The sequence below is a fragment of the Enterobacter cloacae complex sp. P13B genome (assembly GCF_014895915.1).
Lineage (GTDB): Bacteria > Pseudomonadota > Gammaproteobacteria > Enterobacterales > Enterobacteriaceae > Enterobacter > Enterobacter bugandensis.
This window is the reverse complement of sequence record NZ_JADBQN010000010.1, coordinates 1-25,500: the sequence shown is the minus strand read 5'-3', so window position 1 is coordinate 25,500 and position 25,500 is coordinate 1. Positions and strand designations below refer to the sequence as shown.

The following is a 25,500-nucleotide window of genomic DNA, read 5'->3' as shown; positions in this document are numbered from 1 at the left end:
TACGTAAGCCTGACAAACTCTCAATAAGGACAAGAGACGGCAACGTGTTGCCATCTTCTTGAAATTCCACAGCTTGATTGTGGATTTTTAGCCTAGCCGGTAGAAAATTAAGCACAAAAAGCCTGGGATCTACAGCAAGAGATACCCTTCGTGACGCAGTAACCACTCCTTGCGCTGCACGCCGCCGGCATAGCCGGTCATGGTGCCGTTACGGCCAATGACCCGATGGCAGGGCACCACAATGCTGACCGGATTAGAGCCATTGGCGGCACCCACCGCGCGTGCGGCGCCTGCGCGGCCTAGCTGCTCCGCGAGCTGGCCGTAATGCATGACCTGCCCGCACGGAATCGACCGCAGCGCCTGCCACACTTCGCGCTGAAAAGGGGTACCTGCCGTGGCGGTTGGCAGAGTGTCAATGATGCTGAGATCGCCTTCAAAATACGCCGCCAGCTTGTCGCTCAGCCCGCCCGGGTTGGTGGCGCTGATGCGTTCATAACCCTGTGCGCGGTAATGAATATCAAGCAGTTCCTCCATGCGGTCGCTGTGCTCTTCCCACTCAACGGCGCGCAGGCAGAACTGCTCGTCCGCGATCACCCACAGCGGCCCGAGCGGCGTCGCAATTTTATCTTCGAGTAATCTCAGCATTTTCAATCCTTTAATTTAGCCTCGGGTATATCCCCGGCCCAATCGGCAGGCCGACAAGATACCATGCCACCAGCATCACCAGCCATACCCCTAAAAAGATAAGCGGGTAGGGTAAAACCAGCGAATAGTAGGTACCCAGTCTGGCCTCGGGCTTATAGCGCTGCAGGAAGCCTAAAAACAGCGGAACGAAAGGTGAGACGGGTGCCAGCGGGATCACCGAGGAGTCCGCGATGCGGAACAGGATCTGGGCAAACGCCGGGTGGAACCCGAGCATCATAAACATCGGCACGAAGATCGGCGCCAGAATTGACCAGATGGCGGAGCCGCTGGCAATAAACATGCACAGCAGGGATGACAGCAGCGCCAGCCCGACAAACGCCGGTACGCCACTTAATCCGGCAGCCTCCAGCGCGTCGGTCAGGCCCACGGCCATAAACTTGCCCATGTTGCTCCAGTTAAACATCGCCACAAACTGCGCCAGCGGAAATACCATCACGATAAAGCCCGCCATCTCTTTCATCGGCTCGATCATCAGCTGCGGCAGATCGCCCTGACGGCGGATTTTGCCGGTAGCGATACCGTAGGCGAGCGAGACGACAAAGAAGAAGAGAATAATCAGCGGCACGATGCCCTGAATAAACGGCGACGGCAGGACGGTATGCTTAACCGGATCGCGCAGTATGCCGTTTTCCGGTACCACCATCAGCGCCACCAGCGCGATAAACGCCAGCGAGACCAGCCCAGCCACGCGCAGGCCGAAGCGCTGCTCTTTGCTTAGCGTCTCCAGCTTTTCATCGCTACGGCCTTCCCATTTGCCCAGACGCGGCTCGACGATCTTATCGGTAATCAGCCCGCCGACAATCGTCAGGACAATCACCGAGCTGGCCATAAAGTACCAGTTGTCGATCACGCTGACGTGCATGGCCGCATCAATGGTTTTCGCCGCCTCCGTGCTGATGCCCGAGAGCAGCACGTCGGTGGTGACGATCAGCAGGTTGGCGGTAAAGCCGCAGCCCACGCCCGCAATGGCCGACAGCAGACCCGCCACGGGATGGCGCCCGACGGCGAGGAAGATCAGCGCCCCCATCGGCGGCATAATCACCAGCGCGGCATCGGATGAAATGTGGCTGAAGAAGGCGATAAACAGCACCATGTAGCTGGCGTAGCGCGCGCTGACGTGGGACGCCATTTTTACCATCAGTGCGGGTAACAAGCCCACGCGTTCAGCCAGCCCGGCGCCCAGCACCAGCGCCAGAATGGCCCCCAGCGGAGCGAAACCGCTGAAGTTTTTGATCACGTTCGGTAAAAACCAGTGCAGCCCGTCAACGCTGAGCAGGTTTTTCAACGCCACCAGGCTGCCGTCTGCCGGGCTGCGCACGCTGACGTCAAAGGCCGAGAGCACGGCGGTGGCAACCATCAAAATCACAATCAGATAGATAAACAGCAGGAAAGGGTGCGGCACTTTATTGCCGATCCTTTCAACCCAGCCATAGAGCTTACCGGATGGGGAATGCGAAGGTATGGATGACATACTCATGGGCGTTCCTCGGGAGTGTTGTGTTGTTGTGTTGTGTTTTTTTATTTTAAAGGTGACGGTGTCACGCCCAGTGGGATCGGACACGCGTACGGTTTTTCTTCTATTTGTTGTTCGAACTCTTCACGGCATGTTTTCAGCAGGTCTGCATCCTGCAGCAGATTGAGTGCGGTTGCGCCCATCACTTTCCCGGCCAGCAGCATGCCTTTGTGGGCGATGGAGGTTCGTCCTTGCGCCACCAGTTGCCAGGTGTGCAGCGGCGTGCCAACGGTAAAGCAGGGGCTGAAGCACTGGGCGACCGGCATTTTCCAGCTGACGTCACCCACGTCAGTTGAACCCGCCAGCACGTTATCGGTGATGGCATAGGGCGCGACTTCATCCACCAGCAGCGTCTCCTGATGGCGGCGGGCAAAGGCTTTGCCTGCCTTTCCCCCCGTGGCGGCAATGTTTTTCAGGCTGTTCTGCAGATCGTTGGGCGTCAGCGTGGCGCGGATTTCGCGGGCAAAGTCGCGCTCTTCATCGGTCCACTCCGGCGTGCCGTAGTGCTGCAATGCGCGGTACATCGCAGCCTCAAGCGTGCGGTTCGGCAGGTAGCTGGAGCAGGCTTTATCAAAGCGGCATTCCACGGTGGTTTCGGTCATCATTGCCGCGCCCTGGGCAATTTTTTCGATGCGTTGGTAGATCTGCTGCGCGTCGGTCATCTCCGGGGCGCGGATCAGGTACAGCACTTCAGCCTGCGCCTGCACCACGTTGGGCGAAATCCCGCCGGTGTCGGTGATGGCGTAATGGACGCGCGCTTTCTCTATGATGTGCTCGTTAAGGAAGTTGGTGCCGGTGGTCATCAGCGTCACGGCGTCCAGCGCGCTGCGCCCTAAATGGGGCGAGTTGGCCGCATGCGCCGCCACGCCGTGAAAACGCCAGGCCGCCTGAATGTTGGCCAGCGTGCTGACGTTAAACATCCCGGCAAAGGCCTCCGGGTGCCAGGTGACAGCGGCATCAACGTCATCAAACAGACCTTCACGTACCATAAAGGTTTTCCCGGAGCCGCCTTCCTCACCGGGACAGCCGTAAAAACGCACCGTTCCGCTGCCGCCGTGCTGCTCCAGCCAGCTTTTTACCGCCACCGCGCCCGCAAGCGCTGCGGTGCCCAGCAGGTTATGCCCGCAGCCGTGGCCGTTCGCCCCCGGCGTGGCGGATTGCGCCGTCGCGCAGTGCGCCTGCTGGCTTAGCCCGGCCAGCGCGTCGTACTCGCCCAGCAGAGCGATAACCGGTTTCCCGCTGCCGAAGCTGGCAATAAAGGCATTTGGGATACCGCCTGCCTCGCGGGTCAGCGTAAAGCCCTCGGCTTCCAGCTCGTCAGCGAGCCGTCTGGAGGACCAGAACTCTTCAAAGCGGGTTTCGGGATGATCCCAAATTGCATCGGCAATATCGGTTAGCGTCTGACATCGCGTGTCGATGGCATCGGCAATAAAAGCGTAGTTCTCCTGCATTACACACCTCGCGTCCACGGGAAATTGAGCGCAGTTCGCGCCAGCGTTTCAATGGCGACAGCAATGACCTGCTCATCGAAGTCGAATTTTTCGTTGTGATGTCCGGCGCTCAAATCCGTGCCGAACACCATATACGATGCCATGCCGCCGTTCTGCTGCACGCGGGCCATCATCAGCGTGGCGTCTTCAGAGCCTGCTAGCGCTTTCACCTTATCGATTGCGTGCACAATTCCCGATACCTGGCTCGCCTGTTCACGCAGGTAATCAACCCAGGCCGGCGTCGGTGCGCTGGAGGTGGCGGCCCCCATCAGGCGCATCTCCGCGCTCACGCCATAGAGCGCGGCCGCGCCGGTAATGACAGCCTGCGCACGTTCAAAGACATACTGGTTTATTGCTTCGCTTTCGCCGCGGGTTTCAACCTTGATCAGTGCATTTGCGGGCACCACGTTGCGGCCGCTACCCGCCTGCATCACGCCGACGTTGACGCGGGAAGCGCCTTCGCTGTGCGGGGCGATGCTGTGCAGGGCGAGGGCGGCCTGCGCGGCGGCAAGCAGGGCGTTACGTCCATCCTCCGGTTTGCCGCCCGCGTGTGCGGCAACGCCGGTAAAGTTCACGTCGAACTTGGTGGTTGCCATAAAGTTATCGCTGCCGCAGATCGCCGTTCCGGCGGGGACGCCGGTACCAATATGGATGGCGGTAAAATAATCCACGCCGTCCAGCGCCCCGGCGGCGACCATGGCGCGAGCGCCGCGGGTGCCTTCCTCGGCAGGCTGGAAGATCAGCTTGACGGTACCGTTGAGCTGCGCTTCGTTCTGCTTAAGCACCTTTGCCAGCCCCAGGCCAATGGTGGTGTGGCCGTCGTGCGCGCAGGCGTGCATCATTCCCGCGTTGCAGGAGGCAAAACCGTCGCGGAACGGGCGATGGCTGTCGTCGAGCGCTTCGCTTAAATCAAGGGCATCCATGTCGACGCGAAACGCCAGCGTCGGGCCCGGTCGTCCGGTATTCAGGGTCGCCACAATGCCGGTAAATCCGCCTTCAAACGGTGCCAGCCATTTCTCAGGCGCCCCCTGTGACCGCGCACGGGCAAACTCTCGCGAAAGGGTGGCGTCATCGGGCAGCCCCATACGGCTTTCGGCATCGATCACGTCGCGACCCATCGCCAGTTCGTAGCCCAGGGAGTCAAGGATTTCCGCGACCTTTGCGGCGGTACGGAACTCTACCCAGCCGGATTCCGCAAAATGGTGAAAATCGCGACGCCATGCGATCAACTGGGGGGCTAATGTCTGGATGTACTGCGCCAGTGTGTCCATATCTGTTCCTGTCATCATTAAAAAATGTGAACTGCTTCACGCTGTGATAGTTTTTACTTATCACTAACCGTTTTTTCACAGTTTTAACCGTTCAGGAATTACCCTCGCACATCCCTTTCCATTAAAGTAGATGACAGTTTCTTTACTCTGATAAACAACGGTTATCGGTTGGGCTATGTCATTTCAGATTAAATTTCATCAAATCCGGGCGTTTGTTGAAGTGGCGCGTCAGGGCAGCATTCGCGGTGCCAGCCGGACGCTGAATCTCTCGCAGCCGGCGCTGACCAAATCCATCAAAGAGCTGGAGGAGGGCATGGCGGCGCAGCTTTTTGTTCGCCGGAGTAAAGGCGTTGCGCTGACCGAGTGCGGGGAAGGATTTTACCAGCGCGCCAGGCTGATTCTGGAAGAGCTGCGTGCGGCGCAGGATGATATTCGCCAGCGGCAGGGGGATCTGGCCGGGCAGATCAATATCGGGATGGGGGCCAGCGTGTCACGCAGCCTGATGCCCGCCGTCATCACCCGTTTTCACGCCCAGCACCCGCAGGTTAAAGTGCGAATTATGGAAGGGCAGCTGGTGTCGATGATCAATGAATTACGCCAGGGCGAACTGGACTTCACCATCAACACCTATTATCAGGGGCCTTACGACCATGAGTTTACGTTTGAAAAACTCTTCGAAAAACCGTTTGCGGTATTTTGCCGGGAAGGGCATCCGGCGACAGGGGCAACATCCATTAACGATCTGCTGCATTATAACTGGACAATGCCAACGCCGCGGGGAAGTTATTATAAGCAATTAGAAGATCTATTTAGCCACCGCTCGCAAATACCGCGGATTGGCGTGGTGTGCGAAACCTTTTCTTCCTGCATTAGCCTTGTTGCGCAAAGTGATTTTTTAAGTATCCTTCCACAGGAGTTAGGCTGTGATCCGCTGCTGGCGCACCGTCTGGTCATTCTGCCGGTTGCCGAGTCGCTTCCAAAAGCCGCATATTATTTAATTCAGCGCCGGGATTCTCGTCAAACTCCGCTTGCCGAATCATTAATTACGCAATTCAGAAGGGAAGCGAGAAAAATAATTTCAGGGTGAATGTCGCATAATAAAAAAACAGAGTCTGCCCGACATCAGACAGACCCTATAGTACACACAGCAGTGCGTCCTTTCGCAAGTCCTGGGTATTATATCCATGAGGCAGGTAAATTTAGTTATAACACCTTTCCCGAAAAATGAAAGGAAGGTGAATGACTGATTTTAGAAAAATTTAACGCAAATCACCTATTTTACTGTTGTTGGGGTTTTAGTTAAGTCAGGTTTAAGTGCATTTTATAATGACTATATATATTCATCGGGTTAATATTTATCTCGTGCCTCATCTTCTAAGGGTTATTGAGACACCTGTCTGGCGCAGGTATAGTACAAGCCCAGATGTAGCCGGAGGATTTCCATGAACCCTGACGACAAATCCCTTTTTCTTGACGCCATGGAGGATGTCCAGCCCCTGAAACGCTGCACCGATATCCACTGGCAGCAAAGCCGTAATACCCGGGCTCGCCAGGACATCGATACCGAACAGCTCGACAACTTTCTGACCCTGGGTTTCCTTGAGCTATTGCCGCTTGACGAGCCGCTGGCGTTCCAGCGCGAAGGTGTCCAGCAGGGCGTTATTGATAAGCTGCGTTCGGGTAAATACTCCCGACAGGCCAGCTTAAATCTGTTGCGTCAGCCCGCTGAACGCTGCCGCCAGATGCTGTATTCCTTTATTCGCCAGGCCAGTCGTGACGGATTACGTAACCTCATCATCATCCACGGGAAAGGGCGCGAGCAAAATTCGCATCCTAATGTGGTGCGTAGCTATCTGGCACGCTGGTTAACCGAGTTCGAGGAAGTGCAGGCGTTCTGCGTGGCGCTGCCGCATCACGGCGGCAGCGGGGCTTGCTATGTTTCCCTGCGAAAATCCGACGACGCGAAGCAGGAGAACTGGGAACGGCACGCCAAGCGCAGCCGTTAGCGGGCGATATCTTCGCCCGCCTGAGGCTTAGAAGGTTTCCCAGTTACTGTCCGGGGTGGCATTAGCCGTTGCCGGACGCAGCAGCTGCGGCGTTTTAACGTTGGCCGGGCGCGGGGCGGTGGCGTTTGCTTTACCGTTCAGACGAAACGCGGCCACGGCCTGACGCAGCTGTTCGGACTGATCTTCCAGCGCCGCTGCCGCCGTGGCCGACTGCTGCACCAGCGCGGCGTTTTGCTGCGTCACGCTGTCCATCTGCGACACGGCCAGGCTCACCTGCTCAATTCCGCGGCTCTGCTCATCCGATGCGGACGAAATCTCGCCCATGATATCGGTGACGCGGGTGACGGCGGCGACAATCTCCTTCATAGTCGCGCCCGCTTCGCTGACCTGCTCAGAACCGGTGCTCACCCGGCTGACGGAGTTCTCAATAAGCCCTTTGATCTCTTTCGCCGCCTGCGCGCTGCGGCTGGCCAGCGTACGAACTTCACCGGCGACAACCGCAAACCCGCGGCCTTGCTCGCCTGCGCGTGCGGCTTCCACCGCGGCGTTAAGCGCCAGAATGTTGGTCTGGAACGCAATGCTGTCAATCACGCCGGTAATATGAGCGATTTGCTGCGAACTGTCGGCAATTTCGTTCATGGTGCGCACCACGTTATCCACGACGTGGCCGCCGCGAGCCGCTGTTTCAGAGGCATTCTTCGCCAGCAGCGTCGCCTGACGGGCGTTATCGGAGTTCTGTTTAACCGTTGCGGTCAGCTCTTCCATGCTGGCGGCTGTCTCTTCGAGCGAGGAGGCCTGCTCTTCGGTGCGGGCGGAGAGATCGTTGCTCCCTGCGGCAATTTCACCCGCGCCGGTGTAGATGGAGTCGGTGCTGCCGCGTACGGCGCTGACGGTCGTCACCAGCGACTGCTGCATCTCGTGCAGGCCAGCCGCCAGTTGACCCATCTCATTGCGGCCAGAGAGGGTGATATCCTGCGTCAGATCGCCTCCCGCAATGGCGCGAATATGGTTCATGATGGCGTTGAGCGGTTTTAACAGCAGGTGCTGTAAACCCTGCCAGATCACCACCAGCACGGCGATAACGGCCAGGAAAATGGCTGCCAGCGTCCACTGCATCTGCGTGAAGCTGCTTTGGTTCTCTTCGGTTGCCGCCTTCAGCAGCGTGTTGTTCTCGGCGCGCCAGCGGTTATAGACCGCTTCCATGTCGTCCTGGGCCTGCTGAGCGTCCAGATCGCCATAGGCCTGGTAGTTGTCGGCACGCAGATACTCAATCGACAAACGCATCACCTCGTGCATCTGATTCCATGACTTCTGCATCTCGTCGGTTAACGCCGCATTCTGGCCGTTAACCTGCGGCATTTTCTGCCATTCTTTGTTATAGGCTTCAGCTTTAGCCAGCGAGTCGCCTGCGGTGCCGAGCAGTTTGTTAATCGCGGCAAGGGATGCCGGGTCGCGCTGGTTCTTCAGGTAGCGGATTGCCACGCGGGTGACGGTAACGCGCGTTTTCACCAGCGTGTTCACGCTGTCGCTCAGGCTTTCCTGCTGGGCATTCAGCACGCCGGAGTTCTGGAAGTTATGGCGATCGTTGCTGACGGCAGAGTAGAACAACCCTCCCGTGACAACTTGCAGCAGACAGAATATGGTGAGGGCAAAGATAATTCCGGTAATCACGTGCAGATTTTTCAGCATAGCGGTCGTCCGTTAGAAAAGATGCAGAGGTACACCCATACTATCGTCGTATAGAATTTAAACTTTAATTTAACTCGCGCTTAACTTAGGGCTTCGGTCAGGAACCTGTTGTAAATCCGGATCATTTTATGAGGAAGGTTAACATGAGCAGCATTGATAAAAGCGGGACGTACGCGCTCGGAACGCGAACGGTGAAACGACTGGGCTACGGGGCAATGCAGCTTGCCGGGCCGGGCGTATTTGGCCCGCCGAAGGATAAACAGGCCGCGCTGGACGTGCTGCGCGAAGCCGTGGCGGCGGGTGTGAATCATATCGATACCAGCGATTTTTACGGCCCGCATGTGACGAACCAGCTGATCCGCGAGGCGCTTCATCCTTACCGGGACGATCTCACCCTCGTCACCAAGATCGGTGCCCGTCGCGATGACAAAGGGGCCTGGCTGCCGGCCTTTTCCGCGCAGGAGCTGACCCAGGCGGTGCATGACAACCTGCGCAACCTGAAGCTGGATGTGCTGGACGTGGTGAACCTGCGGATCATGTTTAGCGCACACGGCCCGGCAGAAGGATCGATTGCTGAACCGCTTTCCACCCTCGCAGAATTACAGCAGCAGGGGCTGGTACGCCACATTGGTCTGAGCAACGTCACGGCCACGCAGGTGGCGGAAGCGCGGAAGATGGTGCAGGTCGTCTGCGTGCAGAACATGTACAACATTGTGAACCGCGGCGACGATGCGCTGGTGGATTTACTGGCGCAGCAGGGGATTGCGTATGTGCCGTTCTTCCCGTTGGGAGGCTTCACGCCACTGCAGTCCACCGGCCTGCAGGCCGTCGCGGATTCCCTGGGCGCAACGGCGATGCAGGTTGCGCTGGCATGGCTGCTGCAACGGTCGCCGAACATCCTGCTGATCCCCGGCACGTCATCCGTGGCGCATCTGCGGCAAAACCTCGCGGCGGGAGAGGTGCAATTGCCGCCTGAAGCACTTGAAAAACTGAATGCGCTGATGGGTTAATCACAGCATGGGCAAAGCCGGAAGGACACTTCCAGGCTTTGCCTGCTCAGACTCCGCATTGACTTTTTTGTCTGTGAAGCGCTAACGCTTCTGCCACAATTTCCTGCTTGCTTTTTCGCGTCTCAAAGGCGGTGATTCTGATGTATTCCATCAGGTCAGGCTCAATGCGGGCGCTCAACATCCTGAGATCGGCCTCCTTTGCTAAACCGCGGGCAACTCGCTTGTCGGGATAGTCACGGGCTGGCATAGAAAACGTCCTCCAAAAGTATTGATAATTCGTGCCCTCAAATATGCGTTATTCTGATGTTTAAGTCAATTAATAGTGTTTCTATAGTGATTTAATGATCTTTTTTTCACATGAAGTGATTTTAAAGTGTTTGTTAGTGACTTTTTTATGACTTTTGGTTGGCCCATCTGCGATCGCCAGCAGGAGAGGTTGCTAAATTAAATCCGCTCAAACTTCAACGCGTTTGCGGTCTTTGTCGGAAATGACCTTGATCCTGTGCCGTAATCCGTAATACTGTGTTTATATACAGCATCTGGCGGGAAAGGCATTTATGGACACTCTCTTTTCTTATCATCCAAAGCAACTTATTGAATTACCTTTATATCTTGAGCGTGTTGCCTGTGGCTTTCCAAGCCCTGCGCAGGATTATGTGGAGGATCGTCTCGATCTTAACCGGCTGGCGGTCAGGCACCCCAGTGCGACCTACTTTATCAAAGTGAGCGGGGACTCCATGATCGGCGCAGGGATTAGCGACGGCGATCTGCTGGTGGTAGACCGCTCGTTAAATGCCGAACACGGGGACATTGTTGTGGCGTCGGTCGGCGGCGAGTTTACGGTGAAAGAGCTACAGACCCGCCCGGTTCTGCGGCTGCTGCCGCGTAATGCCCGCTATCAGCCGATCGCCTTTCAGTCCGAAGAGGAGCTGCAAATCTTCGGTGTCGTCACTCATACGCTCAAAACGCATAAACATGTTCGCGCTGGTTGATGTGAATAGCTTCTATGCCTCCTGCGAGAGGGTGTTTCGCCCCGATCTGGTGGGTAAGCCCATCGTGGTGGTGTCCAATAACGACGGCTGTATTATTTCGCTGTCGCGGGAGGCAAAGCAGTTCGGCATAAAAATGGGGGAGCCCTATTTTAAATTCAAAGAGAAGGGGTATCCGTCGCGGGTTTACGTCTTTAGCTCCAACTATGCGCTGTATGCCGATCTCAGCAGCCGGGTGATGCAGACGCTGACCGATCTCGCGCCGGCCATTGAGATCTACTCCATCGATGAAGCATTTGTGAACGTTTCGGGTGTCAGCAACTGCATCTCGCTGGAAGCATTCGGTCATCAGATGCGTACGCAGGTCTTTAAAAACACAGGTTTAAGTGTGGGTGTCGGGATTGCGCCGACTAAAACGCTGGCGAAGCTGGCCAACTATGCGGCGAAGCGGTGGTCAGCCACCGGTGGCGTGGTCGATCTCTCGGATCGTGGACGGCAGCGTAAGCTGCTGGCAAAGGTTCCGGTGGAGGAGGTGTGGGGCGTAGGACGACGCATCACTAAAAAGCTTAACGCGATGGGGATAACCACGGCGCTGGAGCTGGCGGAAGCGTCATCCTGGGTCATCCGCAAACATTTTAACGTGGTAATGGAGCGCACGGCGCGCGAGCTTCGAGGTGAGCCCTGCCTCGATCTGGAAGAGTTTACTCCCACGAAGCAGCAAATTATCTGTAGTCGTTCGTTTGGACACCGTATTACGCAGTACGAGGAGATGCATCAGGCCATTTGCGCCTATGCAGAACGTGCTGCGGAAAAACTGCGTGGCGAGCATCAGTATTGCCGCTTTATCAGCGTGTTTGTGCGCACCAGCCCGCATGCCGACAACGAAATTTATTACGGCAATCAGGCTTCCGTCACCCTGATGACGCCCACCAATGATTCGCGCGATATCATTCGTGCCGCCACTGAGGCGCTGGGTCGTATCTGGCTTGACGGATATCGCTATATGAAAGCGGGGGTGATGCTGGCAGACTTTTTCAGCAGCGGCGTTGCCCAGCTGAATTTGTTTGACGATAACCGCCCGAGCGCCAACAGCGCCGCGCTGATGGAAACCATCGACAGCTTAAATCATTCCGGCAAAGGGAAAATATGGTTTGCCGGGCAGGGGATTGAGAAAGCCTGGGCGATGAAGCGGGAGATGCTGTCACCGGCTTATACGACGCGGTACGCGGATTTGCCGGTAGCGAGATGAAAGGCGGCTATGTGTGACAAAGAGCCGAAGACGGTTTACGGACGCCGCTCCTGTGCAGCGTCCATAGCATCAGGGTTAAGGGCTTACTCAACCGTTAACGCATCGACAACCTCAGCCACGCTTCTCACGCTGCGGATACTTCCTATCCCCGTGCCGAGCGCGATATAACCTTCATCGGTGTTATCTTCCAGCATGCCCAGGCGCAGGCCCCGCAATCCTCCCATCGCCTTGCCCAGCGCTTCATTGCTTGCGCCAGCTTTATCCATCGCCGCCAGTTTTTCCGCCAGCTTGCCGGGGAGAGAACGATAGTAGTGAGGGACGGTGCGGAAAAGCAGCAGGTCCAGGCCGTTGGCGGCAACAATTTTCTCTTTGACCTCCTGCGGCACGCGGCTTTCTACGGTACTGATAAAGACCGAACCGGCAAACACGCCTTCCGCACCTAACGCATGCGCCGCTCTGGCGGTGCGGCGATCGGTAATACCGCCCGCCGCCATCACCGGAACATGCTTCACGGCATCGGCAATCAGCGGCACGATGGAAAAAGTACCCAGCGCCGTTGCGGGCAGCGTCCCGCCCTCGTCAAAACCGGTGGCGACGATAATGTCAGCCCCTGCGTCTTCCGCGAGACGGGTGTTTTCCGGGGTGGGATTAATGTCGCGGTAGATAATGGCGATACCCGCCTCTTTTAACTCATTGAACAGCGCAGGAATAATGCTGCCTTCACCATAGCCCGTATACACCACGGCCCTGACGCCTTCCTCTTTTATCACCTTAAGAATTGGCCCGGTCCAGACGTCATTAACGGCGGTGGGGATCAGGTTCACGCCGAAGGGTTTTTCGGTCAGCCGTTTGGTTTTGCGAATTTCTTCCCGCATTTTTTCGGCGGTTTCTTCCGGCGTGGAGACCGCGGTATCGGCGGTTAACCCTGCGTTGGGGCCGAGCACGCCGAGTCCTCCTGCATTGCTGACCGCGGCCACTAAACGGGCATCAGTAAGCCAGGATAACGGTCCCTGAATAACAGGCTTTTCGATCCCCAGGATCTGACAGATACGGTTATTTTTCATAGCAGAACATTCCTCACGTTTGAATGGAGGAGAGTGTAGGGCGGAAGATTGTTAGGAAAAATAGCCAAAAAGATTCATCACTGTTATAAAATAAGTAACAATCCTGACATTCCTGTGACGGCAAAAGAGACAACCAATGCAACTAAATCTCTTTGAATCAATTAGAGTTTTCATTGAAATTGTCGAGTCGGGCAGCCTGACCCAGGCGGCGGAAAATCTGCAGATCCACCGTCCGGCGGTCACCAAAGCGTTACAGCATCTGGAGCAGCACAGCGGCACGCGTTTGCTGCAGAGAACAACGCGGCGGATTAGCCTGACGCCGGACGGCGAGGCGTTTTATCGCCGAAGTAAACCCCTGCTGGCGCAGGCGGACGATTTACTGGAGTCGTTTGGCACTGGCCGGGCAATACACGGTCAGTTGCGGGTGGATATGCCCATCGCTTTTGCGGCGCTGAGGGTCATACCCAACCTGCCGGATTTTTATCGGCAGCATCCTGAAATCGACATCATACTGAGCAGCTCTGACCGCCGTCGGGATATGCTGCGCGATGGCCTGGACTGTGTGCTGCGAGTGGGGGAGCTGGACGATGGTGACTATGTCGCGCGCAAAATCGGGAACATTAAAATCACGACCTGTGCCAGCCCGGCCTGGCTGGCAAAACACGGTACGCCAGAAACGCTGGATGATTTATACAAACATCAGGCCATCAACTGGATCAATAACAACAGCAGAAAAATTCAACCCTGGACGTTTACTACGCCAGAAGGCATTGCGGAAATAACGCTGCCCGGCAAGCTGGTCGTGGATAACTCCGAAGCCTACATTGCGGCGGGCCTGGCCGGGTTAGGGTTAATACAGGGGATGAATCTTTTTCTGCAGCCCTATATTGACCGCGGCCAACTGGTTGAAGTGTTACCGGAGCATCGCTCCCCGGATCGTAAATTGTCGCTTCTCTATCCACACCGCCATCTCTCCCGCAAGGTGCGGGCCTTTACCGAGTGGCTGGAAAGTTTAGTGTAAAACCGCCACCGGAGAGGAGCCGCCAGTTCATGACACCGCGCGCCAGTCTGTTCCATGGCATTCAGCAGGCGAGGCGTGGGTTCGTTTGCGCAGTTTAGCCGCAGCATCTGACGGAGGATGAGATCCCCCGGATCCTGAGGAACCGTTTTGCGCTGACTGCTGTGTAATCTGCCGGGGAACGATTGAGCCTCAGCTCACCTTTCTTCTGCGGCTTTGCGCTGAGTCCCCCACTGTAACAGCAGGCTAAACGACGCGGGTAATACGGTCAGCGTTACCAGCGTCGCGACCAGCAGCCCGCCGATAATCGCATAGGCCATTGGCCCCCAGAATACCTGATGAGAGATCGGGATCATGCCCAGAATGGCGGCGCAGGCGGTCAGACAGATGGGTCTGGCCCGATGCTCCGCGGCCGCCACAATCGCGGCATCGTTTGCCATCCCTTGAGCAAGATTACTGTCTACCTCGCTAATCAGTATCACCGCGTTACGCACGATCATCCCCGCCAGGGCGATGACGCCCAGCAGCGCGACAAATCCCATCGGCGTGCCACCGGGCAGCATAGCCAGCACGATCCCCGGTAAACCAAACGGGGCCATCAGAAGCGCCAGCAGCATCCGGGAATATCGGCGCAGCTGAAGCATCAGCAGCATCAACATGATGACAAGCGTCACCGGAAGAACGCTAAAAACGGAGCTGTTCCCCTTATCTGATTCGGCAACCGCGCCGCCTTCTTCTATGCTGTAACCGGCAGGCAGCTCCGCGCGCAGCGTATCGATCGCCGGACGCAGCGCCGCCGATACCGCTTCGGCCCTCAGCCCCGGCGCGAGGTCAGTTTGCACCGTAATAAAAGGCAACCGCTGTCGACGCCAGATGACCGGATCGTCCACGCTCCAGACCAGCGTCGCGACGGCGCTGAGCGGAATTTTTTTACCGTCATTCCCCTGAACGGTCAGCGAGGAGAGGGTGGCGGTGCTGTGACGTTCATTGTCCGTGGCCCGCAGTACCACGTCGACAAGGCGATCGTTATCCCTGACCGAGGTGACAACGCTGCCGGACCAGAGGGTATTCAAGGTGCGGGCGAGAGCTTCTGACGATATTCCTGCCGCCCTGGCCGCCGTCTGATTCACCTTCAGAGTAATGTTCCTCTCCGGCTCTCCGGCCGTCTGGTTAACCTCGCGCGACAGCGGCGATTGGCCAATCGCGTCGGCCAGACGGTTCGCAAGCGCCCGGACCTGCAGATAATCAGGCCCGCTCACCCGGTATTTGATTGGCCAGCCGACGGGCGGCCCAAGCTCCAGGGGCGACACGCGCGTGATGATGTCGCTAAACTGCGCCGCCAGCAGCCTGTTCAACTGCCCATGCAGACGATCCCGCGCCTGAAGATCCTTCGCCACCACCACAATCTGGGCGATGTTTTCATTTTCCAGCAGCACGTCCATCGGCAGGTAAAAACGGATGGCTCCTGACCCGACGTACGTCGAGTAGCGCTCGATATTGCTGTTGCCGGCCAGCGCGTGTTCCAGCTTTTCCACCTCTCTTAACGTTTCGGGCTGCGACGCGTTGGCCGGAAGCGTCAGGCTGACCAGCAGCTCAGGCCGGTCCGACGCGGGGAAGAACTCACCCTGCATAAACGTCGTGCCGTACACGGACAGCCCCAGCGCGGAAAGCGCAATCAGCACGGTGGCGAGCCGGTGACGTAGCGCCAGCCCTAAAAGCCGCCCGTACCCGCGTGCGATCCTTCCAGGGCCTGCCGCGCGATGTCTGACCTTCTCCGGCAGCAGCCACGTGCCCGTCAGCGGCGAAAACAGGATCGCGACAACCCAGGAGCAGAGCAGGGCAATCAGCACTACCGCAAACAGGGAAAAACAATATTCACCGGCGCTGGAGGCCGCAAAACCAACGGGAATAAACCCGGCAATCATCACCAGGGTTCCGGTGAGCATCGGGAAGGCCGTCGTTTTGAATGCATGGGTGGCCGCATGCCGACGGGAATCCCCGGCTTCAAGTCGGGAGACCATCGTTTCGACGGCGATCATGGCGTCATCCACCAGCAGACCCAGCGCAATGATCAGCGCCCCAAGCGAGATACGCTGAAGCCCGATGCCGGCGAGCATCATGCCGGCAAACGTCATGGCGAGCACCAGCGGAATGGCCGCAGCCACCACCAGCCCCGCCCGCAAACCCAGCGAGACAAATGAAACTGCCAGCACGATAACAACAGCTTCAATAAGCACCCGGACAAAACCACTTACCGCGTCACTGACCACCGCCGACTGATCGGCAACTTTCACCATCTCAATACCGTGCGGCAGCCCGGCGCTGAGGACTGTCATTCTGTCGTTCAGCGCGGCGCCAAAACGCAGCATGTTGCCCGTTGGCGCCATTGACACCGCCAGCCCGATGGCCGGTTTGCCGTTTACCCGGTACGCGGGGGCCGGCGGCTCGGCGGCTTCCCGGGTGACGGTGGCGATATCGGTCAGCGGAATATAGCGATTGTTAATGTGCAGCGTGACGGCGCGTAAACTCTCTTCGGACGTGAGCGCCCCGCTGACCTTGATCGCGATGTTCTCCTGCCCGGTACGCATAACGCCAGCCGGGACAACCGCGTTTTGCGCCCGCAGCGCATCGGCGACCGCCTGAATATCCAGTCCCATACCCGCCAGACGGGCCGGAGAAAAGGCGAGAACCATCTGATCCTGCTGTTCGCCCAGCAGGGTGGTTTTGCCGATATCTGGCAAGGAGGCAAGCTCACGACGTATTGTCTCAACGCGATCCCGCACTTCCCGTAAGGTGTAGCCGTCGGGAATAAAGCCGTAAATCGTGCCGAACGTATCGTCAAATTCGTCGTTCACGGCCGGGCCCTGAACGCCTTCCGGTAAAGACGGCGCGATGTCCTGCATTTTTTTGCGGACCTGATACCAGATGTCCTGCACCTTTTGCGGTGGGGTATTGTCACGGAGATTCACATGGATAACCGTGCTCCCGGCGCGGGTTTCACTTTCGAGATAATCAAGCCAGGGCGTTTCCTGCAGCTTTTTTTCAAGCGTATCGGTCAGCAGACGGGTGGTGTCCGTTACGGACGCGCCCGGCCACTGCGCGGAGACGACCGCCGTTTTAATGGTAAAAACCGGATCTTCATTACGCGGCAGTTTTTCATAGCAGAACACGCCCATCGCCACGATCAGCAGCATGAAGAAACTGAACATCTGCTGATGGTTAAGCGCCCATGCGGACAGGTTAAATTTCGCTTCCGGTTTCGTGTTCATGGCTGAACCTCCCCGGGTACCACCGGCTCTCCGGAACGGAGTTTGCTCACGCCAGCCGTAATCACCCGGTCGCCTGGCTCAAGGCCGGAGGCGATAATCACCGAGGAGGCCGTATAGCAGGCAGGCACCACCGCGCGCAGCTGCGCCTGCGAATGCGGGGTAATCACGAACACCGCCGGTCTATCTCCTGTTCGGCTCAGCGCCGATGCGGGAACGACGTAACCTCGCGGGCCAGTCGAGGGCAGGGTGACGGTGACGCTGGCACCCAGCGCTATCGCCGCTGGCGGGTTTATCAGGGTGGCTCTGACGCGCCAGGTGCGGGTCTGAGGATCGGCCTGCGGGGTGATATCCCGCAGCACGGCAGATGCCTGTATCGACGGGTCGCTGAGAAGGGAAATCCGCAATTCCGCCTTATCCAGCGGCGGTATCGCATCGGGCGTGGCGATATCAAATGCTACGTCGCGTGCTTCGCCGGTCGCCAGCGTAAGCACCGTCTGTCCCGCGCTGACAACCTGGCCCGCAGAGGCGCTCACCTCGGTGATCGTGCCGGTTTGTGGAGCGATAATGCGCGTCCAGCCAAGGCTTTCGCGGGCGTTACGCCACGCGGCCTCGCTGCTTTTTAATCGCGCGCGGGCGACAAGCCAGTCCGCGCGGGCGCTGTCGAGTTGCGTGCGGGCTATTGCGCCCGTCGGCATGAGCTTTTGCATTCGGCTGACGTTAAGCGCGGCAACCTGCGCTGAGGCTGTGGCCCCTTCATAGTCGGCCGTTGCGCTGTCGAGCTGATTTTGTCCGGTGGTATTTTCAAGTGTGGCCAGCAGCTGTCCGGCATTAACCCGATCGCCAATATCAACGCTGCGCGTCAGTATTCGCCCCCCGGTTTGAAAGCTCAGCGTCGTTTCATCGCGGGCATGGATCTCACCGGTCCTTTCCAGCGCGGGGAGGGGTTGGGCTGTACGTACGACGACGTAGCGCACCTTACGCACTGGGGCAGGCTTATTTTCCTGTTTGTCACCGCAGCCGGTGAGCGGAAAAATCACCAGCGCGAGCAGGACCAGAGGGAGAAAACTTACCCAGGAAAGAGTGCGCGCCACGCCGTACAGATGGTGCAGGCAGTGGCGGAGGGAGAGAACAAATTCGTCTGACATAACGCCGCTCCATAAAGATGAGGGCGTTATTAAATGCGCGCTACGTCGAGAAAGATTCGATGTTCTGTCAAGGGTTTATCAAGAGTGGATATTTTCATTACCGGACGGCTGCCAGGGTAACAAAATACGCACAGCAAGGCCGCCCGTTTCCGGTAATGAGGCCTCGATCGTGCCCCCATGTGCCTGACAAATCGCCCGGGCGATAGACAAACCGAGGCCGCTGCCGCCGGAATGCCGCGCGCGGGACTGCTCCTCACGGCTAAAGCGCTTAAACATGTCCGGTAAGAACTGGGGGGATACGCCCGGTCCGTCATCGTGAAATTCAATGGCGTAATGCCCGCTGGCGTAGTGCAGCGCCACCTCAAGATGGCCGCCTTCGCGCCCGTAGCGTAGTGCATTTTCCATAAGGATAGTAAATACCTGCCCCATGCGGAACGCATCGCCTCTGAACGGGAACGTACGCGGGTTACGCAGCGTAATCGTAAAATGATGCGCTTCGGCCTGCGGCATGATCCAGGCCGCCCGCTCCTGAATAAGCTCATCCAGAGAAAAGGCCTGCTCTTCCAGCACCAGATTTCCCGCGTCCGCTAACGAGAGAAGGTGAAGCTCATCGGTCAGGCGATTAAGATGCTGAAGCTGTTTCATCACCATTTCCAACTGCATCGGGCTGGCATCAAACACACCGTCCAACATGCCCTGCAGACGACCAATGGCGGCCGTCAGGGGCGAACGCAGCTCGTGCGCCATCGCGACGTGCGAGGCGCGGAGCTCTTTTTCATAGCGGGCGAGTTGCCCCGTCATGGAGTTAAAGTCGTTTGCAAAGCTGACCATTTCCGCTGGCGCATCCTTGACCAGTTCAGCCTGACGGCCAAACTGCCCGTCGGCGACATCTTTGGCGGCATCGCGAAGACGGCTGAACTGCAGAGCCAGCGGTCGGGCGTGTTTTAACCCCATTACCACAATAAACGGGATCATCACCAGCACCAGCAGGGCCACCGTAACCCAGTCCGCAGAGGCGATGGATGGCGTGGAATAACTCAGCCCCCACCAGGTATCCACAATGCTGTGGAAGCGGGCCGGATCGGCCTGTGGGTTCTGGCTGAGCGTCAGAAATTCCTGCCGGACCGCCGCTGGCATTCTGCCCATTATCCAGTAGTTCTGTACCGCATAACGTAGCCACATGCAGGTGGCAATGACGATCACGCTGCCGATGGCCAGTGCCAGGATACGCGCGCAAATCCAGCGCCAGAGAGAGGAGTGCCGGTTTTTTATCATGGTTGTCTGAACCTGTATCCCACGCCGCGAACGTTAATCAACACGCCGGAAATACCCGCCGCTTCGAGTTTTTTACGCAGGTTATAAATATGGGTGTCCACCACGCGCTCCAGCGCCTCGCTTTCCGGCAGACAGTGTTCCAGCAGGTACTGACGGGAAAAGGGTCGAGCGGGAGAGCGCAGCAGCGTTGCCAGAAGCGAGAATTCCGTTGGCGTAAGATCGAGCATAACGGGCGCGTCGCCGCCGTTATCCACGCTCGCCACAATGGCGGCCACATCCACCTCCAGCGTTTGCCAGCGAAGGATCTCGTCGTCTGTCTCTTTTTTACTGCTGCGTCGCAGCACCGCCTGTACGCGAGCCACGACTTCTCCCGGATGATAGGGTTTTACAACATAATCATCGGCACCGTACCGCAGGGCACCAATGCGATCGGGGGTGTCGCCCATGGCGGTGACCATGATCACCGGTACATCGCTTTTACGACGCAGTCCGGCCAGCACTTCGGTGCCGTTAAGCCCGGGCAGCATCACGTCCAGCAGGATGAGGTCGGGTTTCCACCGCTGCGCCATATCCAGCCCGGAAAGACCGTCTCCGGTAATGGTGACATCGTAATTTTCACGACGTAAATAGGCTTCAAGCACGCCAGCCGCATCGGCGTCATCTTCAATAATCAGCACTCTTCTGGACAACATCCGTTCACCTTGACCGTTTCTTAACACTATCCCGACGATTCATTGATTTAGCCAAACCATACTGCGCCAACATTGTGTGGCAGACCCTGAATTAGCAGACGCCAGCGTCTGCGTGGAGAACAGTATGATAGCGATAAAAAAAGGCCTGTATATGACCGTTCCGCTTCTGATGGCCGTTGCCTCAGGTGTGCAGGCGGATGATGACGCCGCTTCTGGCTCTTTAACCGTCGGGCTGGGCGGTCACTATGCCCCCCGTTATTCAGGCTCAGACAAGCAGGTGTGGCAGGTGGTTCCTGTGCTGCAGGGGCGCAAGGGTGCTTTCTTTATTGATGCACAAAAAGGAGTGGGATATGACCTGCAAAACGACAGCGGTTGGTACCTGGAACATACGCTGGGTTACGACCTCGGGAGGGCAGAGAAAAATTCTGGCTGGCGTGAGGGCGCAAACAATCTGAAAGGGATGGGGGACATTGATGCCACCCTGAATACCGGCCTGGCCGTCGGCTGGCAGGCTGCGTCCTGGCTAAGCGTTGAGGGTAAGGCGACGCTACCGTTAACGGACAGCCAGGGTGTAAGTTATCAGGCGTCCGTTACGTTGATTCCCCTACAAAACAGCGAGGACACGATCGCCCTTCAGTCTGTGGCTCTGTTTGGCGACAGCCGTTATCTGAATACCTGGTATGGGGTCAGCGAGCAGCAGAGCCGCCGCACCGGCTATCGCCGCTATTCAGCGCCGGGGGGATTTTATGGCGTCGACACCAGCCTGACCTGGAGCCATCAGTTCGATGCTCACTGGGGAACGGTCCTGAGCGCGGACTATACCTGGCTTGGCGACCATGCGAATGAAAGCCCAATAGTGATGCGGCGCAATGAGGGGTCTGCAACCGCCGCTATCACCTGGACATTTTAAAATCGCGGAGCACGAGCGGACGAGAAGATTATTTCTTCTTATCCATCATCGCTTTTAAATCGGCAAACGGGTTAAACGTGGCGACACCCACGTCTTTTTGCGCGTCTTCACCGGCGACCACGGTGGTGCCGTACTGATCCGCTTCGGTGTATTTCGAATGCTCGTGATCGTGGCAAAACAGGCACAACAGCTCCCAGTTGCTGCCATCTTCCGGGTTGTTAGTATGGTCATGATCGATATGGTGAACCGTCAATTCACGCAGGTTGGAATAGACGAACTCCCGCGAGCAGCGTCCGCAGACCCAGGGATAGATTTTTAATGCTTTCTCGCGATAGCCGCTTTCCAGTCGCGCGTAGTTTTTAGGGATCAGAGCCATTGCCGGTTTTACCTGCCATGAAAAAAGTGGGGAATATTATATCCATTATGGAGCGGAATGACGAACCCCTCTATTCCGTCAATTTATTTGATGCATTCCGTTAAATAAACGGCATTTATTCTTACCGGGTAATGCGTAAAGTGGACAGAACGCAACGCATTATCAGGACACAGGGTTATGAAAAAGATCGGGTTTTTATCGTTTGGTCACTGGACGCCTTCTCCGCAGTCCGGCACGCGCTCGGCGGCAGACACGCTGCTGCAGTCCATCGACCTGGCCGTGGCCGCTGAAGAGCTGGGCGCGGACGGCGCCTATTTCCGCGTGCACCACTTCGCCCGTCAGCTTAGCTCGCCGTTCCCTCTGCTGGCGGCAATAGGCGCGAAAACGAAAACCATTGAAATCGGTACGGGCGTGATTGATATGCGCTATGAAAACCCGATGTATATGGCCGAGGATGCGGGCGCGGCAGATCTGATCTCCGGCGGCCGTTTGCAGCTTGGCATCAGCCGCGGCTCCCCGGAGCAGGTCATTGATGGCTGGCGTCATTTCGGCTATGTCCCGCAGGAAGGGGAAAACGAAGCGGACATGGCGCGCCGTCATACCGAGGTGCTGCTTGAGGTGCTGCGCGGCGAAGGGTTTGCAAAGCCGAATCCACAGCCGATGTTCCCCAATCCGCCTGGGCTGCTGCGCCTGGAACCGTATTCTGAAGGGCTGCGGGAGCGCATCTGGTGGGGCGCCGGTTCAAATGCGACGGCGGTATGGGCCGCGAAGCTCGGCATGAACCTGCAAAGCTCAACCCTGAAAGACGACGAAACCGGCGAACCGTTCCATATTCAGCAGGCAAAACAGATCCGCGCCTATCGTCAGGCGTGGAAAGAGGCAGGGCATGCGCGCGAGCCGCGCGTCTCGGTCAGCCGCAGTATTTTTGCCCTGATGGACGAGCGCGACCGGATGTACTTCGGTGCCAGCCGCAACGACAGCGATAGCGTGGGGTATCTTGATGAAAAAACGCGCGCGATCTTCGGGCGCAGCTATGCCGCGGAGCCTGACAGGCTGATTGAACAGCTGAAGAAGGACGAGGCGATTGCCGAGGCTGATACGTTATTACTGACCGTACCGAACCAGCTCGGTGTGGATTACAATGCGCACGTGATTGAGTCCATTCTCAAACATGTCGCACCGGCAATGGGCTGGCGCGATTAAGTATTCCGCCGTCAGCCGTGAGATCGTAATGGAAAATCTGGCCCTCTGGTATCGCCGTTTTGGCGAGCCAGAATCTGTTCTGCAACCTGAAACCGCGCCGCCGGGCGCGCTTGCACCGGGACACCTCCGCGTGCAAATGCTGTATGCGCCGGTGAACGCGTCCGATCTCATTCCCATTACGGGCGCTTACCGCCACAGAACCCCGCTGCCCGCCGTCGCGGGCTATGAAGGCGTCGGCGTTGTCATTCAGGCGCCCGCGTCTTTTGCGTATCTGCAGGGTAAACGCGTTCTGCCGCTGCGCGGGCAGGGCACCTGGCAGCGCTATGCGGATTGCCCGGCAGAGTATGCGATACCCGTGCCGGATGATGTCGATTCACGCCTGGCCGCGCGGGCCTATATCAACCCGCTGGCGGCGCAGATGATGTTGAGCCACTATCCACCGCGGGGAAAGCGGGTGCTGCTCACGGCCGCCGGTTCGGATTGCGCCATTCTGCTCGGGCAGTGGGCGCGTCTGGCGGGGGCAGAGGCGGTGTACGGTATTCATCGTTCGCCCGCTCACGCTGAACGGCTGGCGGCGATGGGGATCGTTCCTGTCGCACAGCATGACATGCAGCGGATTCTCTCCGTTGCCGCGCGTGCCGACGTCGTTTACGATGCAACCGGCGGGGCGCTGGCGGAAGCGATCCTGAGCGTGCTGCCGGAGCAGGGCATATTTGTCTGCTACGGGCTGCTCTCCGGGCAGACCTTCCGCCAGCAGCGGCCCCTGCCGCGCGTGGCGTGGTTCCATATTCGTAACTATCTGGATGGGCTCAGCGCAGAGGCGTGGCGCGCGGAGTTCGATCAAATCTGGCCCCGGATGCGCGCCAGTGAGTACAGCCCCGGAACGGTGTACCCTCTGACGGACTGGCAGAGGGCGCTCAGGGCTTACCGTGAAGGAGGAAGGGCAAGCAAGCCCCTCATGTCGATGGCGGAATGACAGCTATTGATGGCTCATATCGCTCAGCAGCACGGCGATGCTTTGCCCGCCCGCCGTCTGTTCCAGACCAATCTTCACGATGATGGTCAGCGGAACGGAGAGCAGCATGCCTACGGGACCGAGCAGCCAGCCCCAGAAAATCAGGGACAAAAAGACGACCAGCGTCGAAAGCCCCAGCCCACGCCCCATCATTCGTGGTTCAAGAATATTCCCGAATACCAGGTTAATCGCCAGATAGCCGGCCAGCAGAATCAGTGCATCATAAAATCCGCTGAATACCAGCACCTGAAGAATAGGGGGGATTGCCGCCAGCACGGAGCCGATGTTAGGAATGTAATTGAGCGCAAATGCCAGTAACCCCCAGACGAACGCAAAGCGGACGTCCAGCGCCACCAGCATTCCCCAGACCACCACCCCGGTGACCAGGCTGATGACGGTTTTCAGTACCAGATAGCGTGAAACGCTGTCCAGCGCGCGCTGAATAGCGCCCATTCCTTCAACCGGACGAACCATGATTTGCTGTAACTTTGCGGGCAGCTGTGGCACCTCCAGCAGCATGAACACCACCGTTAAAAACAGCAGGAAAATGGAGGTCATGGCATTGGAAAGCTGCGTCAGCAGGCCTGTGACGATGGTCATGGCCGCATTAGGGTCGATATATTTAAGAAGCTCCTCAACCGAAACTTCTATTCCCGCGCGCTGAAGCCAGGGCTCAAGCTGCAGCAGCGGTATCGCCAGCGAGGAACGGTATTTCGGCAGCGTTCGCGCCAGTTCGTTCAGCGAGGTACCCAGATACGCAACCAGTAACACCATGGCGAAAATAATGACGCTAATTAGCAGAGTAATTGCCAGCACGCGCGGGATGCGCAGCCGCGTCATGCGCTGGACCAGTGGGTTAAGGATCACCGCAACAAACAGGGCCAGAATAAAGGGCACAATGATGTCGGCGGCAAAACGAACGCCCGTGAGTATGATCACCAGCATGCCCAGCATGATGACAATTTTTAACCCGTTGAGGGTAATAATGGGTTTAGCCATGGTGACTCCAAAAAACGCTTTTTATTTATAATAGAGGGTAAACGTCCTGCAATAAACTAACCAAAATCAAACGGGATGGGTAAAGAATTGAAAAGACTTTGAGTAAAATCTTCAGTTATGGTACAAATTTGGCGTGTTCAACTACCGAGGACAATTTTCATCCGCAAAGACGAGAAGCAACAACGCGGATAATTGTAATTTTATGGACAATTTGTTCAGGACCTATTCTTCAAACAACGCTGCTCTATTTTCTACCTCCTTCTGCCTGATTGCTGGTGAGCAACACTGGCGCACCGCACTATAGTCACCTCTTCTGCCTGAGCTGGCGCTACGCGCTTAGCCGTCTGATTTAATTTCATATTTTTTTGGTTTGCTGCATGCAGCGGGCCACGATGGATTATATTCTCAAGCAGGAGAAAAACATGTTTTACTGGATCTTATTAGCCCTGGCTATCCTCGCTGAAATTACCGGCACGCTGTCAATGAAATGGGCAAGCGTCAGCGAGGGCAATACCGGTTTTATTTTAATGCTGGTGATGATATCCCTTTCCTATATTTTCCTCTCATTTGCGGTGAAGAAAATTGCGCTGGGTGTGGCCTATGCGCTGTGGG

23 protein-coding genes and 1 pseudogene are annotated in these 25,500 nt (G+C 57.3%); 10 read left to right on the top strand and 14 right to left on the bottom strand.

The features are described 5' to 3' along the window. Positions 1-129 precede the first annotated feature (129 nt). The 4 genes from ogt to IM273_RS05450 are packed head-to-tail and all read right to left on the bottom strand — an operon-like array spanning position 130 to position 4,979. On the bottom strand, positions 130-645 hold the full coding sequence (ogt, locus tag IM273_RS05465; protein ID WP_028012946.1) for a methylated-DNA--[protein]-cysteine S-methyltransferase: 516 nt from the start codon (positions 643-645) through the stop codon (positions 130-132). A 10-nt stretch (positions 646-655) separates the two neighbouring features. Beyond that, positions 656-2,182 carry a p-aminobenzoyl-glutamate transporter gene (gene abgT, locus IM273_RS05460; RefSeq protein WP_193050136.1) on the bottom strand — a complete coding sequence of 509 codons (1,527 nt, stop codon included), beginning with the start codon at positions 2,180-2,182 and terminating at the stop codon, positions 656-658. A gap of 41 nt (positions 2,183-2,223) precedes the next feature. Then, entirely contained in the window at positions 2,224-3,669 is a 1,446-nt protein-coding gene (locus IM273_RS05455; protein ID WP_193050135.1) for a M20 family metallopeptidase, read from the bottom strand. After that, positions 3,669-4,979 carry a M20 family metallo-hydrolase gene (locus tag IM273_RS05450; protein ID WP_193050134.1) on the bottom strand — a complete coding sequence of 437 codons (1,311 nt, stop codon included), beginning with the start codon at positions 4,977-4,979 and terminating at the stop codon, positions 3,669-3,671. The genes IM273_RS05455 and IM273_RS05450 overlap by 1 nt, the downstream gene beginning before the upstream one ends. 175 nt (positions 4,980-5,154) lie before the next feature. On the opposite strand from IM273_RS05450, the gene IM273_RS05445 reads away from it, so the two are divergent. Then, positions 5,155-6,066, top strand: a complete 912-nt coding sequence (locus IM273_RS05445; protein ID WP_045261470.1) for a LysR family transcriptional regulator — start codon at positions 5,155-5,157, stop codon at positions 6,064-6,066. A gap of 355 nt (positions 6,067-6,421) precedes the next feature. After that, positions 6,422-6,985 carry a DNA endonuclease SmrA gene (gene smrA / locus IM273_RS05440; RefSeq protein ID WP_045630204.1) on the top strand — a complete coding sequence of 188 codons (564 nt, stop codon included), beginning with the start codon at positions 6,422-6,424 and terminating at the stop codon, positions 6,983-6,985. 27 nt (positions 6,986-7,012) lie between these two features. Here the strand turns inward: smrA and IM273_RS05435 are convergent, their stop codons facing one another. Next, positions 7,013-8,674 (bottom strand): methyl-accepting chemotaxis protein, encoded by a 1,662-nt coding sequence (locus IM273_RS05435; RefSeq protein WP_193050132.1) that lies wholly within the window; start codon positions 8,672-8,674, stop codon positions 7,013-7,015. A 143-nt stretch (positions 8,675-8,817) separates the two neighbouring features. Between IM273_RS05435 and IM273_RS05430 the strand changes: the two genes are divergently transcribed. Next, a complete protein-coding gene (locus tag IM273_RS05430) occupies positions 8,818-9,684 on the top strand; it encodes an aldo/keto reductase family oxidoreductase (protein WP_028012953.1) in 867 nt (288 codons plus the stop codon). A 46-nt stretch (positions 9,685-9,730) separates the two neighbouring features. Here the strand turns inward: IM273_RS05430 and IM273_RS05425 are convergent, their stop codons facing one another. Next, on the bottom strand, positions 9,731-9,931 hold the full coding sequence (locus IM273_RS05425; RefSeq protein ID WP_028012954.1) for a hypothetical protein: 201 nt from the start codon (positions 9,929-9,931) through the stop codon (positions 9,731-9,733). Positions 9,932-10,241: 310 nt separating this feature from the next. On the opposite strand from IM273_RS05425, the gene umuD reads away from it, so the two are divergent. Further along, positions 10,242-10,676, top strand: coding sequence for a translesion error-prone DNA polymerase V autoproteolytic subunit (umuD, locus tag IM273_RS05420; RefSeq protein WP_028012955.1), 435 nt, complete (start codon positions 10,242-10,244; stop codon positions 10,674-10,676). Further along, entirely contained in the window at positions 10,660-11,922 is a 1,263-nt protein-coding gene (umuC, locus tag IM273_RS05415; protein ID WP_045630206.1) for a translesion error-prone DNA polymerase V subunit UmuC, read from the top strand. Before umuD ends, umuC begins: the two co-directional genes overlap by 17 nt. Positions 11,923-12,005: 83 nt before the next feature. Here the strand turns inward: umuC and IM273_RS05410 are convergent, their stop codons facing one another. Next, positions 12,006-12,986, bottom strand: a complete 981-nt coding sequence (locus tag IM273_RS05410) for a nitronate monooxygenase family protein (RefSeq protein WP_047368438.1) — start codon at positions 12,984-12,986, stop codon at positions 12,006-12,008. A 136-nt stretch (positions 12,987-13,122) separates the two neighbouring features. On the opposite strand from IM273_RS05410, the gene IM273_RS05405 reads away from it, so the two are divergent. Beyond that, positions 13,123-14,007 (top strand): LysR family transcriptional regulator, encoded by an 885-nt coding sequence (locus IM273_RS05405; RefSeq protein ID WP_045261464.1) that lies wholly within the window; start codon positions 13,123-13,125, stop codon positions 14,005-14,007. On the opposite strand, the pseudogene IM273_RS22715 reads toward IM273_RS05405, so the two are convergent. From IM273_RS22715 to IM273_RS05385, 5 genes and pseudogenes are all read right to left on the bottom strand, one after another. After that, positions 13,941-14,123: pseudogene (locus tag IM273_RS22715) on the bottom strand (hypothetical protein); the annotation flags it as partial. The gene IM273_RS05405 and the pseudogene IM273_RS22715 overlap by 67 nt on opposite strands. A gap of 78 nt (positions 14,124-14,201) precedes the next feature. Beyond that, the gene (locus IM273_RS05400; protein ID WP_193050130.1) at positions 14,202-17,273 is read right to left on the bottom strand and encodes an efflux RND transporter permease subunit; all 3,072 of its coding nucleotides are present in this window, start codon (positions 17,271-17,273) and stop codon (positions 14,202-14,204) included. After that, the gene (locus IM273_RS05395) at positions 17,270-18,418 is read right to left on the bottom strand and encodes an efflux RND transporter periplasmic adaptor subunit (RefSeq protein WP_193050128.1); all 1,149 of its coding nucleotides are present in this window, start codon (positions 18,416-18,418) and stop codon (positions 17,270-17,272) included. The genes IM273_RS05400 and IM273_RS05395 overlap by 4 nt, the downstream gene beginning before the upstream one ends. A 78-nt stretch (positions 18,419-18,496) precedes the next feature. Then, positions 18,497-19,693 carry a cell wall metabolism sensor histidine kinase WalK gene (locus tag IM273_RS05390; RefSeq protein WP_047368442.1) on the bottom strand — a complete coding sequence of 399 codons (1,197 nt, stop codon included), beginning with the start codon at positions 19,691-19,693 and terminating at the stop codon, positions 18,497-18,499. Further along, positions 19,690-20,385: a response regulator gene (locus IM273_RS05385; RefSeq protein ID WP_028012960.1), complete on the bottom strand. Its 696-nt coding sequence runs from the start codon at positions 20,383-20,385 to the stop codon at positions 19,690-19,692. Before IM273_RS05385 ends, IM273_RS05390 begins: the two co-directional genes overlap by 4 nt. Positions 20,386-20,509: 124 nt before the next feature. Between IM273_RS05385 and IM273_RS05380 the strand changes: the two genes are divergently transcribed. After that, a complete protein-coding gene (locus IM273_RS05380; RefSeq protein WP_193050126.1) occupies positions 20,510-21,295 on the top strand; it encodes a MipA/OmpV family protein in 786 nt (261 codons plus the stop codon). 28 nt (positions 21,296-21,323) lie between these two features. Here IM273_RS05380 and yajD read toward each other — a convergent pair whose 3' ends face one another. Then, positions 21,324-21,671, bottom strand: a complete 348-nt coding sequence (gene yajD, locus IM273_RS05375) for an HNH nuclease YajD (RefSeq protein WP_003857471.1) — start codon at positions 21,669-21,671, stop codon at positions 21,324-21,326. 177 nt (positions 21,672-21,848) lie between these two features. Between yajD and IM273_RS05370 the strand changes: the two genes are divergently transcribed. Further along, the gene (locus IM273_RS05370) at positions 21,849-22,874 is read left to right on the top strand and encodes an LLM class flavin-dependent oxidoreductase (RefSeq protein WP_193050124.1); all 1,026 of its coding nucleotides are present in this window, start codon (positions 21,849-21,851) and stop codon (positions 22,872-22,874) included. Between the two features lie 28 nt (positions 22,875-22,902). Next, positions 22,903-23,850, top strand: a complete 948-nt coding sequence (locus tag IM273_RS05365) for a zinc-dependent alcohol dehydrogenase family protein (protein WP_193050122.1) — start codon at positions 22,903-22,905, stop codon at positions 23,848-23,850. 3 nt (positions 23,851-23,853) lie between these two features. Here IM273_RS05365 and IM273_RS05360 read toward each other — a convergent pair whose 3' ends face one another. Beyond that, positions 23,854-24,888, bottom strand: coding sequence for an AI-2E family transporter (locus tag IM273_RS05360; protein ID WP_028012964.1), 1,035 nt, complete (start codon positions 24,886-24,888; stop codon positions 23,854-23,856). Between the two features lie 422 nt (positions 24,889-25,310). On the opposite strand from IM273_RS05360, the gene mdtJ reads away from it, so the two are divergent. Then, positions 25,311-25,500 (top strand): multidrug/spermidine efflux SMR transporter subunit MdtJ (mdtJ, locus tag IM273_RS05355; protein ID WP_193055536.1); only part of this gene is annotated, 190 nt, incomplete at its 3' end.